Below are 14783 nucleotides of genomic sequence, written 5' to 3' on the forward strand. Positions count from 1 at the left end.
GCAGTACGGATACCTCCGGTACAAGCGGCAGTACGGATACCTCCGGTACAAGCGGCAGTACGGATACCTCCGGTACAGGCGGCAGTACGGATACCTCCGGTACAAGCGGCAGTACGGATACCTCCGGCACAGGCGGCTCGCAGCCCCAGATGGTGTTTGATGATTATGTGCTGGATATTGCTACTTTGTCGAACAACGAGCAAACATCACTCATCGGTGATGCTGCCATCGTGAATACTGCTTCAGGCTCAGCCATACAATTTGATGGCAATCGTGACATGGTTAAACTTGGTCGCTTGGCAGAATTTGAAGATTCCGAACAGATTGCCTTCACAGTTGAATTCACTAGGGACGAGGCGGATGGCAGCTCACAGCGGCTGGTCTGGAATAAAGGCAATTTTGGACTGGCAGTGTCGAGGGATGGCCTGATTGCCTATGTCGCGAATAACGACGGCAAATTTACCAAGGGGTTCCGAGCAGACAATATTGGCCTCAATGACACTGATGCGCACCAAATTACCCTGATGGTCGACCAAGTGTCGGACCACTTGCAGGTTGTGGTCGACGGCGCTGTGGTGATTGATGAAACCAATACTGACTTTGATTTTATCGATGCCAATGGTGGTGAAGAATGGGAATGGACTCTTGGAACAGCCAACAACCGTTTCGTTGACGGAGAAATCAGTGCCTTTGCGATCGACGACGACGTGCAGTTCATTGATATTCAAGCGGCGCAAGCAGAAGATTTGTTTGGCTGATGGAAAAGTTTCAAGCGTAACCGGACCATATATGGCAGTATGAGAACATCGGCGGGGGCAGTTTTTCTGCTACCTGCTGGTGACGTTTCTGTTCTAAGACATTGCTAAATCCATTTTTTTCGCCATATGAGACATGTGGGACAAAGAGTTCCAAGTTATGATTTTATCAGATCGCTACCGTTTTGTGTTTATTCATGTGCCTAAATGTGCGGGAACGTCGGTGCGCGCGGCGGTATTGCCGTATCATGACGCTGATAGCAGGTTCCTGAAGGCCGTCGAGCTGCATCCGGAACTGGGCGAGATCGATTTTCGACATCTGCCGCTTGCATTGCTGCGGGATATCGATCCAGATGCCTTCGAAAAGCTGAAGACCTATGACAGCTTTGCCCTTCTGCGTGATCCGTTCCAGCGGTTCCGCTCGGCCCTGGCGCAGCGGACTAAGATGTATCTCGGCAAGGAGTTCGCCCAGCTTGACCAGGCCGATATCCACGCTGAGATCGACCTGGTCGTCGACTATCTGCAATCCGAACCGCGCGTGATCGCGCCCGAGTTTATCCATTTTTCGCGGCAATCGGACTATGTGGGGATCAATGGTGTACAATTGGTCCGGCACCTTTATCCTATGGAACGGCTCGATCTTCTCGGTGCCGCACTTGGCCGGCATTTCGGCACGGACGCGTTGCAGATTGGCCATGCCAACAAAACCACGGTGTTCCGCCACCCCCAGCTGAAAAATCTGTTGCGTAGTGGCAGCGCCGCGGCTCGGTGGGTGCTGCCGGGTGCGGTCCACGAGGCGCTGCGCGTACATGCGCGGCGAAAACTGATGAAGCCAGGCACTGCTGCGCCGCTTCCGGCGTTCGAGGACGCCACTGTGCTGGCGTTCATCAATAGTTATTATGCCGCCGATATCGCACTCTATCGGAGCGTATCGGCGGATATAACAATGTGACCCTCTTTATGCTCTGCAAGGCTGGATTTTTCAAAATCGCTTGCTATGCAAAAGCCATTGCGAAATGAAGGCTGGACGGATAGGAGCGTGTGCCGGTAGGAGCGAACGTGTGAGACTGATGGCAGACAGAGCAGACGGATGATTTCGCATCGGCACAAAACCATCTTCGTCCACGTTCCGAAAACGGCAGGGCAGAGCATCGAGCAGGTATTTGTCGATGATCTGGGGCTGTCATGGGACGACCGCGGAATTCTGAACCTGCGGTATAATAGCGACCCGGCGTTCGGCCCACAAAGGTTGGCACACCTTTATGCGGATGAATATGTGCGGAACGGTCATATCGACCGGGATCTCTGGAACGCCTATTTCAAGTTCGCGGTGGTCCGTAACCCCTATGACCGGATCCTGTCGGAGTTCCGGTATCGCAGGTTTCGCAAGACCGGGCCGCTTTTCTGGTTTCTCAGAAAGCAGTATCGTGACGACTATTACGATATCGCGCGGCATGCCGTGCTACAGAGCAGGTATCTGTTTGACGAAAATGGCACTTGCCTTGTCGATGAGATCGTCAAGTTCGAAGAGTTGAAGGACAGGATGCCGGAGATCTTCCAGCGCATTTTCGGCGATCCGCGAACCCTGCCGAAGCGGAACGAGTCGACCAACAGCCACAGGCGGCTAACCCGGCATCAGCTGAGTGCGTGGAATCGCAAGGCGATCCGTGACCGCTATGCCGAGGATTTCACGAGGCTTGGTTACGATCCTGACGCGTGATTGCAACCGGTTCTTCGATCCCGAGCATCTGCTTTGCCAGTGTGATGCGGTCCTCGCTCCAGTTCCAGCGCAGCTTCTGAACTGGCGCGGCTCCAGTTTCGAGCAATGCCGCGATCTTTTGAGGATCATGGCCATGCGTCACGCAATCATGCACCAGATGAGGGCCGTAGCACCCGATTTTCGGCATCGAATTATAGCTTTGCCGGAACGACCCATTTGTAAGCCGTAGCACGTCCACGATAGCGTGGGCCCAATAGTATATGAGTGGCTTTTGGCGCCTCCGCCAGTAATCGAAGCTGTAACGTTCCCAAAGTGAAATTACTGTCCCGCCCGGTTCAGATGCAAGAAACCAAGTTCCGAGATCCCGATACATTCCGGGCCAAATGAACCATCTTTCGGTGGGCGTCCAAGTAAATGCAAAAAAACCCCGATATGCCACGAAAGGAAGCCAGTGGTCCAGCGGCTGTAGACAATAGGTTGTTGCATCCACCCATATGCCGCCATGCTCTCTGAGGAGCCTGAAGCGCAGGAGATCGCTGTAGGCCTGAATGGGCAGAGCGTTGAAATGCGAAGGCATCTGCACAACATCCGATACAGAGGCCACATCCAGCACATGCACCTCCCAGCCGGGATTGCGGTCGCGCCATGAGGCGATGCAGTGCCGAACAAGGTCCGGCGCATCTGCTTCGCCGCGGTCCCAGTAGATCCAGATAGTTTTCGGAATCTGGCGTGGCGCAGATTTGTGCAGATAATTGGGCTTGCCGCGGGCCTTCTTAATGGCGCGGCGCCATACTACGGGAAGCATCCGCGCCCCTACGATCAGGGTAAACAACCATATCCAGAGTTTTGGAGCGCGCACAGTAGCCTCTTTTTTGTTGTCTTATGCAAATCTTTAACTCCCCAATAAGGATTGGACCAGCATTGCATTCGAGTTTTCCCAATTTTTGCGGATCATCACAAAGATGACCGGCGCTGCGGCAACAATCACGCTGTGTACCTCCCATTGTGGCCAAGCACTGGCAATCTGCCCCCTTCTCTCGCCGGGTCTGTTGTAATTACCGGGCAGATGGCTATGATTTTCCGAATGCCGCAGGAAGTCTGGGGCCAAAAAGGTAGGTGCGATGGCGGTTGTCTCGCAGGCTTTGAATTTAGTCTATTTCGACATCACCAAGGTCGGAAGCAGCACCCTGAAGGAAACCCTTTGGGAGCTTGATCATGGTACACCCTTCAAGGGCCGAGGAATCGTGCGCATCGGGAATAATCTGCGCTGGCGGCTGGCCCGGGCCAAGCTGGCCGCGCCGCGCAATATTCATGAACAGGATGGATACCGAACCCAGAAATTCGGCCTAACCGAGGTGCCGGACGGGTATGCCTCGTTCACACTGACCCGCGATCCGGCCGCCCGGATCAAATCTGCCTGGCGCGACAAGATACATGGCAACCAGTTCCGATGGCGCGGCGAAGAGATGGATATCGAGAACGAAGGACTGCCGATGAATCCGGATTTCGGCGAATTCATTGACCATTTTTACGACTACCGCGCGGTCAGCCGCCCCGTCCGCGTCCACACCACGCCCTATTCGTGGCATCTGGGAGAGGATATCGTGTTCTTTGATCGCGTCTTCAAAATCGAAGAGATCGGTGAGATGACCAAATTTCTGTCGGAGCGGCTGAGGCGCCCCTTCCCAATGCGGCACGAGAACAGATCGGTTGTAAATCTGCGGGAGGACAGGTTGACAGCCCGACAGATCGACAGATTATTGCAGATCACCGAGCCGGATTACGTGCTGCTCGGAGATATGTATGATATCGGGGCGGCGCAGGAGATGCTTGCGGCCTGATGGCTGCGAACCGGGGTGCTGCGCAAACCGTGAGAGGGAAGACAGGGGCAAATGACGCTTGTGACGCATTCGGGCCGGCAAACCGGCGGAAGAATAGGTGCACAGATGGTCACCAAGGCCGACCGGGCGTCGTCGAAGCATGGTATGCTGATCGCGATCATGCTGCTGTCTTTCGTGATGCCATTCTTCTTTTCCATCGGCGGGCTGAAGCTGAGTGCGTATCGCCTTTACCTGCTGGTGGCGGCCTTTCCTGTCGTGATCGGGTGGATGAAGGGGAACGCCGGCCCGATCCGCAGCGCTGACATTCTGGTGATCGCCGCGGCCTTGTGGATGGCGGCCGCGCTGTTTATCAACCACGGCATCGCCGCTCAGTGGGAATTTTCCGGCATGCTGGTGGTTGAAACCGTCGTTCCCTATCTGACCGCGCGCGTTCTGATCCGTGATTACGCAAGTTTTCGTACTTTCGTCTGGTGGTATTTCACGATCGTTCTGCTGTTGCTGCCCTTCGCGCTTTTCGAGAACCTGACTGGGAAATCCGTTCTGCTGGATCTGTTCCGCCCTGTGTTCCAGGTCTATTACAAGGTGAACCAGGAGCCGCGGATGGGACTGTTCCGCGCTCAGGTCTCATTTCCGCATTCCATCCTTTTTGGAGCGTTCTGTGCATCGGCCTTTGCGCTGTCGTGGTATGTGCTGAGCCATGAAAAAGGGATATTCAAACGCATCATTCGGCCTTTCTTGGTGGGCACGGCAGTGTTTAGTTCGCTGTCGTCGGGGGCGTTCTTGGCGATCATACTGCAGGCGTTTCTCACTGCCTGGGACGAGATACTCAAGTCCATAAAGAATCGATGGAAGATTTTTGCGATCATCTTCAGCATTCTTTATATTATTCTGGAACTGGCTTCCAATCGCAATGCGTTCCAGATTATCGCGTCAGAATTGACGTTTTCGTCCGGATCGGCTTGGAACAGAATTCATATTTTCAACAACTCGATTGATGATATTTTCGGCAATCCGTTTTTTGGGATTGGGCTTAAGGAATGGACCAGGCCGAGCTGGATGAAGTCCAGCGTTGATAATTTCTGGCTACTTGTGGCTTTGCGTTACGGTATACCGGCTTTTATTATGCTTGGCTTGGCCGCCATCATGACGTGTTGGCGGGTTGGCCGGACACCGTTGACTGGATTGTATGCGCGGGCGCGTACCGGATATCTGATAGCGTTTGCAAGTTTGAGCATGGCGGCCTTTACCGTACATTTGTGGGACGCTGCATATTGTTTTCTCATGTTCCTTTTGGGGTGTGGAATGTGGTTTGTTGATACGGATCAGGCGGCTGATGTAGGGCAAACAGGCGGAAAAACCGCATCTGGCAAAAGAACAATCCGTTACACACGCTTTTCGCAGAAATCATCAGGTGCGTCGGGGGCAACAGAAATCACATAATTCAACCAGTAACCATCCAGCGGCGCTGGGTCATGCCAAGTGCGCGGCGAAGGCGGCGCAGGGGTGACATCTGGCCTGAGAGGATAAGGGTTGTCATGCTCTCGGACATGTCCCCACGCAGGGATGTCCGAGGCCGCAGAAAAGCGTGTGTACGAAACTTGCCGCTGTCGCTGGACCAGGCTGTCGCGTAATTTGCTGCGCGTAAGGCTTTCAGCACGCGCGCGTCGTAGCGGCCAAAGGGAATGCCCGCTTCGGTCACCTGTTGCCCGCAGATATCTTCAAGGCGCACGCGGGAATCGCGCAGCTCTCGCTCAAGTGCCGTATCATTCAGTGTAGGCCAGGCCACATGATCAATTCCGTGGCTGCCGATTGTCATACCGGCATCCCGTAATGCCCGTATATGTCCCGCATCCAGTGCACCATGCTGGCCAATCCGACTGGTAAGCACGAAAAAATGCGCCTGCAGCCCCCGGGCGGTCAGGGCTGGCAGGGCAATATCGTGATCCGAAAGATTACCGTCATCAAAGGTGATGACAAAGCGGGACGGATCCGGGGCTGCCGCAACCTGATCAAGCATATATTCGAATTTCCCCAAAGAAACCCAATAGGGAGCCTCGCCGGGTTCCAGCACGCGTTTGGGCTTACCGATCCCATGGAAATTAAGGCCAATCGCATATGTCATCATCTTGCCTTTAAGCGGGTATGCAGGAATTCTGCGGCCCCGATCAGGGTTGAGGTCAGGCCGGAGGGCCGGAATTCATACGGGCCAGGTGCGGAGATATCCGTGCCGCCAGTGCGTTGTTTAAATCGGGTGACGCTGGGGTTTGTATCTGGATCTATTCCACCCAAATCAAAGTATTTCATGCCCAGTTCACGGCAGCGCAGGCTGGCCTGCCACATCAGGTAATGTCCGGCATTGAGCCGTCGCCCGGTCTCGGTTGTCGCACCGAACAGATAGACGGCATTTCGCCCCGCGCGTCCAATTGTCATACCGGCAATATCGGCCCCGCCCTTACGGGCGATCAGAGCCTCATGGATGAAATCCGGGCCTTTAAGGGGATAATAGAACTCTGGTGGAATATCGGGGCTGAAGCCTTTGGTTGCCTGCACCTCGCGATAAAGCATATCGAACCGGTCGGCGCGTTCCGCAATCGGGGCATGGTCCAGCTCAATCCCCGCTTTCAGGGCGTTACGCAGAGGGTTGCGCCATTTGCCATGTAAGGCGCGCATCAGCACTTCTTCATCCTGATCACAATCGATAAGCACGGTCCGGTAGGCTGGAGAGCGGTCGGTCAGCTGGAAACCTTCTTCAGCGGCCAGCTGATCGAGGGCTGCGATGTCGTGCTGCGCGGCAACCGGCAGGCGCATCCGAAGGATATGACCGGCACCTTGTGCATAGTTGCGCAGGGCCGCCAGAACGGTGCGTATTGTCTCTGGACCCGGGTCGGATTGTAGCTGGTGCTGCATCAGCGGGCCTGCGGCGATCCAGACGATGCCGCGTCCTAGTCCTGGCACCCGTTTAAGGCGCAGGCAGGCGGCGGCAATTGGGCATCCATCGGGGTCGACCAACAGGATGAACTGTGCTTCGGCACCTATTCTGCTGGCTGCGGCCTGGCTGTAGGTCAGGCTTTGCTCATAGGTTAGATCGCGAAACCCGGCGCTGATCCCAGGCCAGTCTTCGGGGGCTATAGTTTGCAGGGTCAGGGGCGCGGAACTCATAGCCGTGTCCGTATCCAGCGGGTCCAGAGCGCCCGGGGGCGGGTGCCCAGCCGAGGCCGGAGTTTCAGAAACCAGATGCGGTAATAGAGGAGATGAACCGCATCGGCCCAGAGCAAAAGCATCTGTGCCCGCAGCCGCTTTGCAGGGTTGGCAAAGACGATGGTATGCACTGGCACCAGTTCACCGCCATAGCTGAGCTTGTATTCATATTCACCGGCTCCGGCCTCGACCAGTTGGGTGCCTGCAGTGATCAGCGCGCTCACGCGTTCCACAAGGCCGACCCGTCCGAGCCCAATTTTTTCGAATTTGGGGTCGATGGAGCGGGCATTCAGCCACCAATAGGCTTTGTCGCCCAGAGTATAGCGCAATTGGCTTGATAGGATGGTATCGCCCAGCCACTGCTCATCAATGGCGGCATGGCCGTCCGGAGCCAGTCGGTGCAGCAGGACGCGGTAGAACGCGGAGGCAACGCGCCAGTCAGAAAAATGTCCGCCTTTTCCGGCCGCCTGCCACTGCTTTGTGTGCAGATCAATGAACCGGTCCATCATCTCGTCCAGCGTGTTGGCGTCCGAGCTGATATTACGCAAGGGTTCGTCTTCGGTCAGGCGTTTAATATCGCGGCGGACCTCGCGGCGCCGGCTTTTGGACAAGGCTGCCATGAAACCATCGGGGCTATCGGGCAGGGCCATCAGCGTATGACCGCGGTCATTACGGTCCCGGAGTGGGGCCATGGATCGGATAGCGTCCAGTTGCGGTGAGCGGTCCGAGACGGGTGATAGACTGAACACCGCGCAGCGCATGTCGTGTGTCAGGTGATCAAAGACCCGCTGCAGAACAGCTGCCTCATAACCCGGCGCAATGGGCAGGGTTATGATCGCAAAATTAGGGTCTATTCCAGCCAAACGAGCGGTTTTAATGGGAGCAGGTCCAGCCCATATTGTCTCAATACAGATGGGGAGTGTGGCCACGATCTGCGCTCCGTCCCGCAAGATGAAACTGATGGGTCTGCGGCTGGCGGCAAAGCTTTGGCCGTAATGTGCCCACCAGGCCTCTTGCCAGCCGATGAGGAAATAGATCTCGGCCCCGGTTCCGGTGATATGGGCATCCCAGTCCTGACAGGTGGTCAGCTGATGCGCAGGGGCCTCATGGCATTCCAGGGAGAGTGGTGAGCTGTCTGTCTTTGCATGTTTCATGTCGTGGGCTCCCGCCCAAGCAGGTGATATTGAATGACGGCTCCGGCCAGTCGCAGCCGTGCTGTGCGGTCCGGTGTCGAGCGCCACAATCCCAGTACACCAAATACCAGCCCGCGCAGCAGGGCGCTGCTGACAAAGATCGCACGCGTAGCCATTTCACCTGTCAGACCGTAATGCTTGCGAACGTAGATCGTTTTGCTCTTCTGCTTTTGTACATACATGCGCGATTTGATCTGGGCGGTGCTTTTTGATCCGCCTTCGAGATGCAGGATGCGGGCCTTGGGTGCAAACACACAGCGCCAGCCTGCATCGCGGATCCGGCGGCACCAGTCGGCCTCTTCGGAATAGACAAAGAACGCCTCGTCCAGCAATCCGACCACTTCGAACACCGGCCGCGGTACCAGCATGAACATGCCCGACACCACATCCACATCCCGTTCGCTGTTACGGTCCCAGTCACCATATTCGGGCCGGCCTAGCAGGCGGTTGCGCGGTGCCATCCGGTATAGGCCAAATTCAATCAGCGCCAAGTTCAGCGGCCCGGGATCAGCAAAGCTGGTGCGCTGGATCGTATCTGCGTCCTCAAACACCTGGCAGCCGACGCAGCCTACATCCGGGTGGGCATCAAGCCAGGCGCACATCACATCAATGGCGTTATCAAGAATGATCGTGTCAGGGTTGAGCAGCAAAAGCCTATCCCCGGTGGCGATCTTAAGCCCCTGATTGTTGGCGGCAGCAAACCCCCGGTTTTCGGTGTTTGCAATCAGTTCCACATCCGGGAATTCTTGCCGTACCATTTCGGTAGAGCCGTCGGTTGAGGCATTGTCCACCACGATAACTTCATGCGGCAGAGTGGTTTGATTGGCGATGGAATCGAGACAATCACGCAAAATATTCCGCGTATTCCAGTTTACGATGACAATTGATACGGCCCATTTTGCGTGCACAGGATCACATTGTGGATTCATGGCAGCTTAAGTCCTGAATACAAAGGAAAATTTACGTTTAAAGGTGGAGTGAATCACGATTTTGGGTTTGAAACCATAGGGGCGGCAAATATTATTCGGCATATTGCTGCATGGTCGCATAGCGGTGGCGTCCGGATCGGGTATTAGGTTAAAGTTCTGTTGGGCGTATGGAAAGTGACATTAAATGGATATTGAGTGCCTGGATAGCCTAACGGAAACCCAGGATTCAGAGTGGTGTGCGTTTCTAGCGCAAGCGCAGCATCAGCACCCGCGGCAGGACCCTCGTTTTGCCGAGGTCGAGCGCGCAACCGGTCAGGACGTGTTGTATGCCGCTGGTCGGAGAGACGGTGAAATCTGCGCGATAGGGTTATTCACGCTGCAGCCTAGCCGACTGATGCCCGGCCGCATTGCTGTGGCTTCGGCATTAAGCGGTCCGGTTTGTGATGATGACGACACGATGGTGGCGTTTATGCAGGCGCTTGCGGGGCATGTAGGTTTTGCAAAGGTGGATGCGCTGCGCATCACCCCGTACTGGCTGGACGATAATGCCACCGGGCTGGCCGGCAAACTGTCAGCGGCGGGGTTCGCGATCTCAGACCCCGAGCCGCATCGCGACACCGGGATGATTAATCTGACGTTGACCGAAGATGAGTTGATGGCGTCCTTTTCGCGCAGTGCCCGGCGCAAGGTGCGCCTGGTCGAAAAGTCCGATATTGAAATACGCCGGATCGAGACACAGGCAGACGCCGAAACATTCTTTGAGCATCTGAACAACCTAGTGATAGCTCGACATAATCTGACGCCGGTGTCACGTGCCGAATATGAATCTGGATTCAGACATATTTATAGTGACCCCTCTATTGGCGTAATTTTTGGTGCCTATCACGAAGACGTCTTTTTGGGTGGACTGCTGCTTTATCGCAGTAGAACGACCGCTCATGCGCGCCGATATGTGGCGGATCCGGGGGCAGCGCAGGCGATTGGTAACCTGCGGGTGGCTCCAGCCCTGTGGCTGGAGGGGTTGTTCTGGGCTAAGCGTCAGGGCTGTACGCATTTTGATGTCGAAGGGTTCTTGCCGGTGGAAGATAAGAGCCATCCTAATTTCAACGTGTATGAATATAAACGCGAGTTCAAGCCAACCCATGTGCGGCGCATTGCCGAACATACGCTGGTTCTGAACCCGCTTGCCAATGGGATTGCCATGTTGCCGGCACGCGCCCGGAGCACGGTCAAGCGGCTGTTTCCGCAGATAAGGCGGCTCAACCCGAAACGACTTTGGTCTGCGCGGCGATAAGGGAGTAGACAGGAATGGATCACGAACCGCTTGTCTCCTACAGCAGCGCACGCGCCAGATATCTGAACCTGTTGGTTTCAGGTGTGCTGGCACCTCTGGAATTTATTCTGGAACGCTGGGCGCGCCCCGATGACAGTGCCATCTGTTTCATCATCGGCCCGCCAAGATCGGGTACGACGCTGCTTTATGAGCTGGTGACGACCCGGTTCCAGTGCGGATATTTCACCAATCTGGCCAAGCGTCTGTTCCGGGTTCCCGTGGCCGCGACATGGCTCTGCCGGACCGCGATGCGCCGCCGCAGAGGGTCGTTCGACAGTGTCTATGGCGAGCTCGGCGGCAATGCCGCACCAAACGAGGCCGGGCGCATCTGGAGCCACTGGATGCCCTATGCCGCACCCTATAATCTGGACCAGCCGGGACTGACGCCCGCGCGGATACGGCGCAAGATGGCCGCGATCTGCGGGATTGCGGGGCAGCCGATGGTGGTGAAGAACATGATCCTGCAAACAGATTTTCTGTTTCTGATCGAAACCTTCCCAAACGCGGTATTTCTCTATGTCGAGAGGAACTGGGCGGATAATGCACGGTCTCTGGTCAAGGCACGCGAGGACAAGGTGTCGATGGACGGAACCGGATGGTGGTCACTGCGGCCGCCCGGCTGGAAGGTTTATGCTGGTGCCGATCCGGTGACACAATCCTGTGCGCAGGTCATGCTCAGCCACATGGACATCGTCGCGCATCTCGACAAGGCTGGCCGCGACGACCGGGTCATGAAGGTCGATTACGAGCAGCTTTGCGCGCAGCCCGACACCGTGCTGGAGGAGATTGAGACGTTTTGGACGCGTAATGCCATCGCGGTGACGCGCAAGCCCGGGGTGGGGGCGGTGCCGAAAATCGTCTGTCGCCGGCAGCCCGAGGACGACACGCGCGCACGCATCCGGGCCTGTCTGGATGAGATGTCCGATGGCACGACAACCCACGGGGAGAAGCTCCAATGACGGAAGAGCAGATACCCGTGCCCTATTGCGGTGACCCGCCGATGACGGCCGCGCGGCTGGTCCAGCGCGACCCCGAGGGCGGATTTCCCGCGCTCTTCGCGGATCGGCGCGTGTTCTGGAGCTTCAACACCCGCGTCGCGATCCGCGCGGCCTGTGATCTGTTAGGGCTGCAAGCGGGCGACGAAGTTCTGGCCCCGGCCTATAATTGCGGATCCGAAGTCGATCCGCTGATCAATGCCGGTCTGGCGGTGCGCCTTTACCCGGTGGAGAAGGATCTGCGCGCCGATCCGGCGGGGATCGAGCCGCTCATCACCAGCCGCACACGCGCGATCTACGTCACCCATTATTTCGGAATGATCCAGCCCGAACTGGCCGCTCTCAGGGTGCTCTGCGACAGACGCGGGCTGCGCCTGATCGAGGATTGCGCGCTGAGCCTGCTGAGCGGTGCGAATCCGGCAGAGGGCCGGACCGGCGATGTCGCGGTCTTCTGTTTCTACAAATTTGTGCCGGTTTTGCAAGGCGGGGCGCTTGTGGTCAATGCGCCAGATTTGGCGGCGTATACTCCGTTCAGCCAGCCGGCCCCGCGCAAGACCGTCGCCAAGACGCTTGTCCGCGCGGGTCTGGCAAATGTGCTGGGGCCGGCGCGGGCGCAGGGGATAATGCGCGCCCTGCGACGGCCCCAGCCTGCGGATGCGCCGGATCCCGCCGATACGGACCAACTGGAGGATATGCCGGGGCACTATTATTTCGACCCGGCGCTTCGGGGCACGCGGATCAGCGCCTTCGCCGCGCGGCCATTGCAGGCCTTTTCGGTCCAGGGGGCGATTGCGGCCCGCCGCGCTAACTGGCAGGAGTATCGCGATCTTCTGGACGGCATGGCCGATGTGCGGCTGCTGATGCCCGACCTTACGCCTGAGACCTGCCCGCTGAACATGCCGGTCATGGTGGCCGGCCGCGACCGCGTGGCGCGCGCACTTCAGGCGCGCGGCATCAGCGTGACCCCGTGGTGGGCGGGCTTCAACCGCAATCTGGACTGGCATGGGCAGACCGGGGCCATAGCGCTGAAGGATGGTGTGCTGTCACTGCCGCTGCACCAGTTCCTTGGTACCGCGCATCTGCATCACATCGTCGGTCAGTTGCGCCAGGTCCTGTCGTCGGCCTGACGCGAAAGGCTATACTGCTTTGGTTAGACGCGCGAGCGCCCGAACCGGCCGCGTAGGCGAGACGGCAGAGAGAACACCAGCGTTTCCAACCCCTTGGGCCGGCCGGTCATACTCCACAAAGCGATATGTACGGTCGTATAGACGGCGGCACCGACCCCGACCTTGGCTAGAACGATGACAAGAATGCGGGGCCCATCCGCTCCAGACCGGATCGCCAGATCGGTGGCGATCACGGCGATCACCATCACCGCGCAGGCCACGAAGCTGCGCCATGCAACAGTGAGTGGTTCGAAAAGTCCCCCATTCCCAAAGCGCTTGGCCATAACAAGAGTGATTATGAGGGCGGTGAAGCTTGACAGTCCGGCAGCAAAAAGTGCGCCACGGAAATCAAATTGTGTGCCGATCCTCATATACAGGACGACTAGAATCAAAAGCAGGGTATTCCGAAAGAACAGGGATTTTGTTGATCCTGCAACATAGCTGGCAGCCCGTACATTTGCCTGTAAGGTCTCCATGGCCTTGAGCGGGGCCAACACCCAGACAACCTGTGCCGCAGCGATCCATTTATACCCCAGCCCGAACCAGATCATGTCTACGGCGATCAGAGCGCTTCCGACACTGATAGGCAGAACGATGGCCAACAAAATCATATTGATACGGATGAAGGCCTCTTTTTCGCTTCCGGAGGAGCGCGAGACATCCGCGAGGCCGGGATAGAGGACTCGCTGGAGCGGTGCGAAAAACTGCGTTGTCACGGCGTTGGTGATGCGATTACCAACCCGGTAGATACCGGCATCTGCAAGCCCCAGCGCGTTGCCGATGATCAGCAGTGGCATGTTATTGGCAAAAAACTGGGAAAGTTGCGCGCCCATTGACCACGAGGAAAATGACAAACTTTCCCGCCATTGCGACAGGGATGGTTTGGGAAACATTGGTGCAGCGGCGAAGGTGAATATGCTGCGGGCCACCAGCCCTATCAAAACGGCGAAGATGACGGCCCAGAAATCCTGCCAAAGCCAGGCCAGCGTTATGGCCGCGCCGCAATAGGCAAAGCGGCTCAATGTTTCTTCGGCCGCCGCCAGCGAGAACCGTAATTGGCGTTCATAGAGCAAAAACTTGGGGCTGCGAAGCGCGATCAGGATCGATAGGGCTGAAATGGCCGGAAGAATATCTACCAATTCCGGAATACCAAAGACAGCCAAAATAAAGGGATCCGCCACCCAGAACAGCCCGGCCGCGATCAGCCCGAAGCAAATCTGAAGCGTGAACACGGTGTAGAGGTGTTCATGAGTGACATCGTCAAGCCTGATCAGGACCATCGCGATCTGGCGCTGCATCATTTCCAAAAGGGCTGCGGCAATCATGAAATAGGCGATGATGCCAAAATCTTCGGGCTTGAGAAGTCTGGCTGTCACCGCGAGTGTAAAGAACCCGAGGCCCTGCCGGAATATGCCAGACACAAGCATTGTAGCCGCTCCCAAAACTAGGGACGAACTACGGCTAAGCAAGCTCGGGCTCGGAGTGAGTTTGCTAGGCTTCTTCAAGTATTTTCTCTCATTAAAAACAAAGAACCATATAAAATTTTACTATTTCATTTTCTGTTTGCCCAACGGATATTCTAATAGGCATCTGACCGACATTCTGGCAATCCGACGAAACCACTGATAATCCAAACAGAAGCGCATCTTACCT

14 protein-coding genes are annotated in these 14783 nt (G+C 56.6%); 8 read left to right on the plus strand and 6 right to left on the minus strand.

Going from position 1 to position 14783, the window contains the following annotated elements; genetic code table 11:
* From ACEWL3_RS14710 to ACEWL3_RS14720, 3 genes are all read left to right on the plus strand, one after another.
* The coding region (locus tag ACEWL3_RS14710; RefSeq protein ID WP_435001086.1) for a hypothetical protein at positions 1–758 on the plus strand (758 nt) is incomplete at its 5' end.
* A 157-nt stretch (positions 759–915) separates the two neighbouring features.
* The gene (locus ACEWL3_RS14715) at positions 916–1707 is read left to right on the plus strand and encodes a sulfotransferase family 2 domain-containing protein (protein ID WP_386184077.1); all 792 of its coding nucleotides are present in this window, start codon (positions 916–918) and stop codon (positions 1705–1707) included.
* Positions 1708–1845: 138 nt separating this feature from the next.
* Positions 1846–2475: a sulfotransferase family 2 domain-containing protein gene (locus tag ACEWL3_RS14720; RefSeq protein WP_386184079.1), complete on the plus strand. Its 630-nt coding sequence runs from the start codon at positions 1846–1848 to the stop codon at positions 2473–2475.
* On the opposite strand, the gene ACEWL3_RS14725 is transcribed toward ACEWL3_RS14720, so the two are convergent.
* Complete coding sequence (locus tag ACEWL3_RS14725) at positions 2444–3334, minus strand: capsular polysaccharide synthesis protein (RefSeq protein ID WP_386184082.1); 891 nt, start codon at positions 3332–3334, stop codon at positions 2444–2446. The genes ACEWL3_RS14720 and ACEWL3_RS14725 overlap by 32 nt on opposite strands.
* 262 nt (positions 3335–3596) lie before the next feature.
* On the opposite strand from ACEWL3_RS14725, the gene ACEWL3_RS14730 reads away from it, so the two are divergent.
* Together ACEWL3_RS14730 and ACEWL3_RS14735 are read left to right on the plus strand one after the other, a co-directional pair.
* The gene (locus ACEWL3_RS14730) at positions 3597–4316 is read left to right on the plus strand and encodes a sulfotransferase family 2 domain-containing protein (RefSeq protein WP_386184085.1); all 720 of its coding nucleotides are present in this window, start codon (positions 3597–3599) and stop codon (positions 4314–4316) included.
* Between the two features lie 51 nt (positions 4317–4367).
* Positions 4368–5756, plus strand: a complete 1389-nt coding sequence (locus ACEWL3_RS14735; protein ID WP_386184087.1) for an O-antigen ligase family protein — start codon at positions 4368–4370, stop codon at positions 5754–5756.
* A gap of 1 nt (position 5757) precedes the next feature.
* Here ACEWL3_RS14735 and ACEWL3_RS14740 read toward each other — a convergent pair whose 3' ends face one another.
* Genes ACEWL3_RS14740 through ACEWL3_RS14755 form a run of 4 tightly spaced genes read right to left on the minus strand, consistent with a single transcriptional unit; the run spans position 5758 to position 9636 of the window.
* The gene (locus ACEWL3_RS14740) at positions 5758–6441 is read right to left on the minus strand and encodes a polysaccharide deacetylase family protein (RefSeq protein ID WP_386184089.1); all 684 of its coding nucleotides are present in this window, start codon (positions 6439–6441) and stop codon (positions 5758–5760) included.
* Positions 6438–7475 (minus strand): lipid II:glycine glycyltransferase FemX, encoded by a 1038-nt coding sequence (locus tag ACEWL3_RS14745; RefSeq protein ID WP_386184091.1) that lies wholly within the window; start codon positions 7473–7475, stop codon positions 6438–6440. Before ACEWL3_RS14745 ends, ACEWL3_RS14740 begins: the two co-directional genes overlap by 4 nt.
* Positions 7472–8668 carry a GNAT family N-acetyltransferase gene (locus ACEWL3_RS14750; RefSeq protein ID WP_386184094.1) on the minus strand — a complete coding sequence of 399 codons (1197 nt, stop codon included), beginning with the start codon at positions 8666–8668 and terminating at the stop codon, positions 7472–7474. Before ACEWL3_RS14750 ends, ACEWL3_RS14745 begins: the two co-directional genes overlap by 4 nt.
* Positions 8665–9636 carry a glycosyltransferase family 2 protein gene (locus ACEWL3_RS14755; RefSeq protein ID WP_386184097.1) on the minus strand — a complete coding sequence of 324 codons (972 nt, stop codon included), beginning with the start codon at positions 9634–9636 and terminating at the stop codon, positions 8665–8667. The genes ACEWL3_RS14750 and ACEWL3_RS14755 overlap by 4 nt, the downstream gene beginning before the upstream one ends.
* A gap of 184 nt (positions 9637–9820) precedes the next feature.
* Here ACEWL3_RS14755 and ACEWL3_RS14760 point away from each other — a divergent pair, with 184 nt between their 5' ends.
* Genes ACEWL3_RS14760 through ACEWL3_RS14770 form a run of 3 tightly spaced genes read left to right on the plus strand, consistent with a single transcriptional unit; the run spans position 9821 to position 13091 of the window.
* A complete protein-coding gene (locus tag ACEWL3_RS14760) occupies positions 9821–10930 on the plus strand; it encodes a lipid II:glycine glycyltransferase FemX (RefSeq protein ID WP_386184099.1) in 1110 nt (369 codons plus the stop codon).
* 14 nt (positions 10931–10944) lie between these two features.
* Positions 10945–11928: a sulfotransferase gene (locus ACEWL3_RS14765; RefSeq protein WP_386184101.1), complete on the plus strand. Its 984-nt coding sequence runs from the start codon at positions 10945–10947 to the stop codon at positions 11926–11928.
* On the plus strand, positions 11925–13091 hold the full coding sequence (locus ACEWL3_RS14770) for a DegT/DnrJ/EryC1/StrS family aminotransferase (RefSeq protein ID WP_386184104.1): 1167 nt from the start codon (positions 11925–11927) through the stop codon (positions 13089–13091). The genes ACEWL3_RS14765 and ACEWL3_RS14770 overlap by 4 nt, the downstream gene beginning before the upstream one ends.
* 23 nt (positions 13092–13114) lie before the next feature.
* On the opposite strand, the gene ACEWL3_RS14775 is transcribed toward ACEWL3_RS14770, so the two are convergent.
* Positions 13115–14557: an oligosaccharide flippase family protein gene (locus tag ACEWL3_RS14775; RefSeq protein WP_386184106.1), complete on the minus strand. Its 1443-nt coding sequence runs from the start codon at positions 14555–14557 to the stop codon at positions 13115–13117.
* Positions 14558–14783 lie beyond the last annotated feature (226 nt).

The sequence above is a fragment of the Sulfitobacter sediminivivens genome, from assembly GCF_042611115.2.
Classification (GTDB): Bacteria; Pseudomonadota; Alphaproteobacteria; order Rhodobacterales; family Rhodobacteraceae; genus Sulfitobacter; species Sulfitobacter sediminivivens.

What these genes read in the sequence shown, in the direction of transcription:
- ACEWL3_RS14755 (WP_386184097.1), bottom strand. Translation starts at nt 9,636, where the DNA reads ATGAATCCACAATGTGATCCTGTGCACGCAAAATGGGCCGTATCAATT.
- ACEWL3_RS14720 (WP_386184079.1), top strand. Translation starts at nt 1,846, where the DNA reads ATGATTTCGCATCGGCACAAAACCATCTTCGTCCACGTTCCGAAAACG.
- ACEWL3_RS14740 (WP_386184089.1), bottom strand. Translation starts at nt 6,441, where the DNA reads ATGATGACATATGCGATTGGCCTTAATTTCCATGGGATCGGTAAGCCC.
- ACEWL3_RS14765 (WP_386184101.1), top strand. Translation starts at nt 10,945, where the DNA reads ATGGATCACGAACCGCTTGTCTCCTACAGCAGCGCACGCGCCAGATAT.
- ACEWL3_RS14745 (WP_386184091.1), bottom strand. Translation starts at nt 7,475, where the DNA reads ATGAGTTCCGCGCCCCTGACCCTGCAAACTATAGCCCCCGAAGACTGG.
- ACEWL3_RS14715 (WP_386184077.1), top strand. Translation starts at nt 916, where the DNA reads ATGATTTTATCAGATCGCTACCGTTTTGTGTTTATTCATGTGCCTAAA.
- ACEWL3_RS14760 (WP_386184099.1), top strand. Translation starts at nt 9,821, where the DNA reads ATGGATATTGAGTGCCTGGATAGCCTAACGGAAACCCAGGATTCAGAG.
- ACEWL3_RS14730 (WP_386184085.1), top strand. Translation starts at nt 3,597, where the DNA reads ATGGCGGTTGTCTCGCAGGCTTTGAATTTAGTCTATTTCGACATCACC.
- ACEWL3_RS14775 (WP_386184106.1), bottom strand. Translation starts at nt 14,557, where the DNA reads ATGCTTGTGTCTGGCATATTCCGGCAGGGCCTCGGGTTCTTTACACTC.
- ACEWL3_RS14735 (WP_386184087.1), top strand. Translation starts at nt 4,368, where the DNA reads ATGACGCTTGTGACGCATTCGGGCCGGCAAACCGGCGGAAGAATAGGT.
- ACEWL3_RS14750 (WP_386184094.1), bottom strand. Translation starts at nt 8,668, where the DNA reads ATGAAACATGCAAAGACAGACAGCTCACCACTCTCCCTGGAATGCCAT.
- ACEWL3_RS14770 (WP_386184104.1), top strand. Translation starts at nt 11,925, where the DNA reads ATGACGGAAGAGCAGATACCCGTGCCCTATTGCGGTGACCCGCCGATG.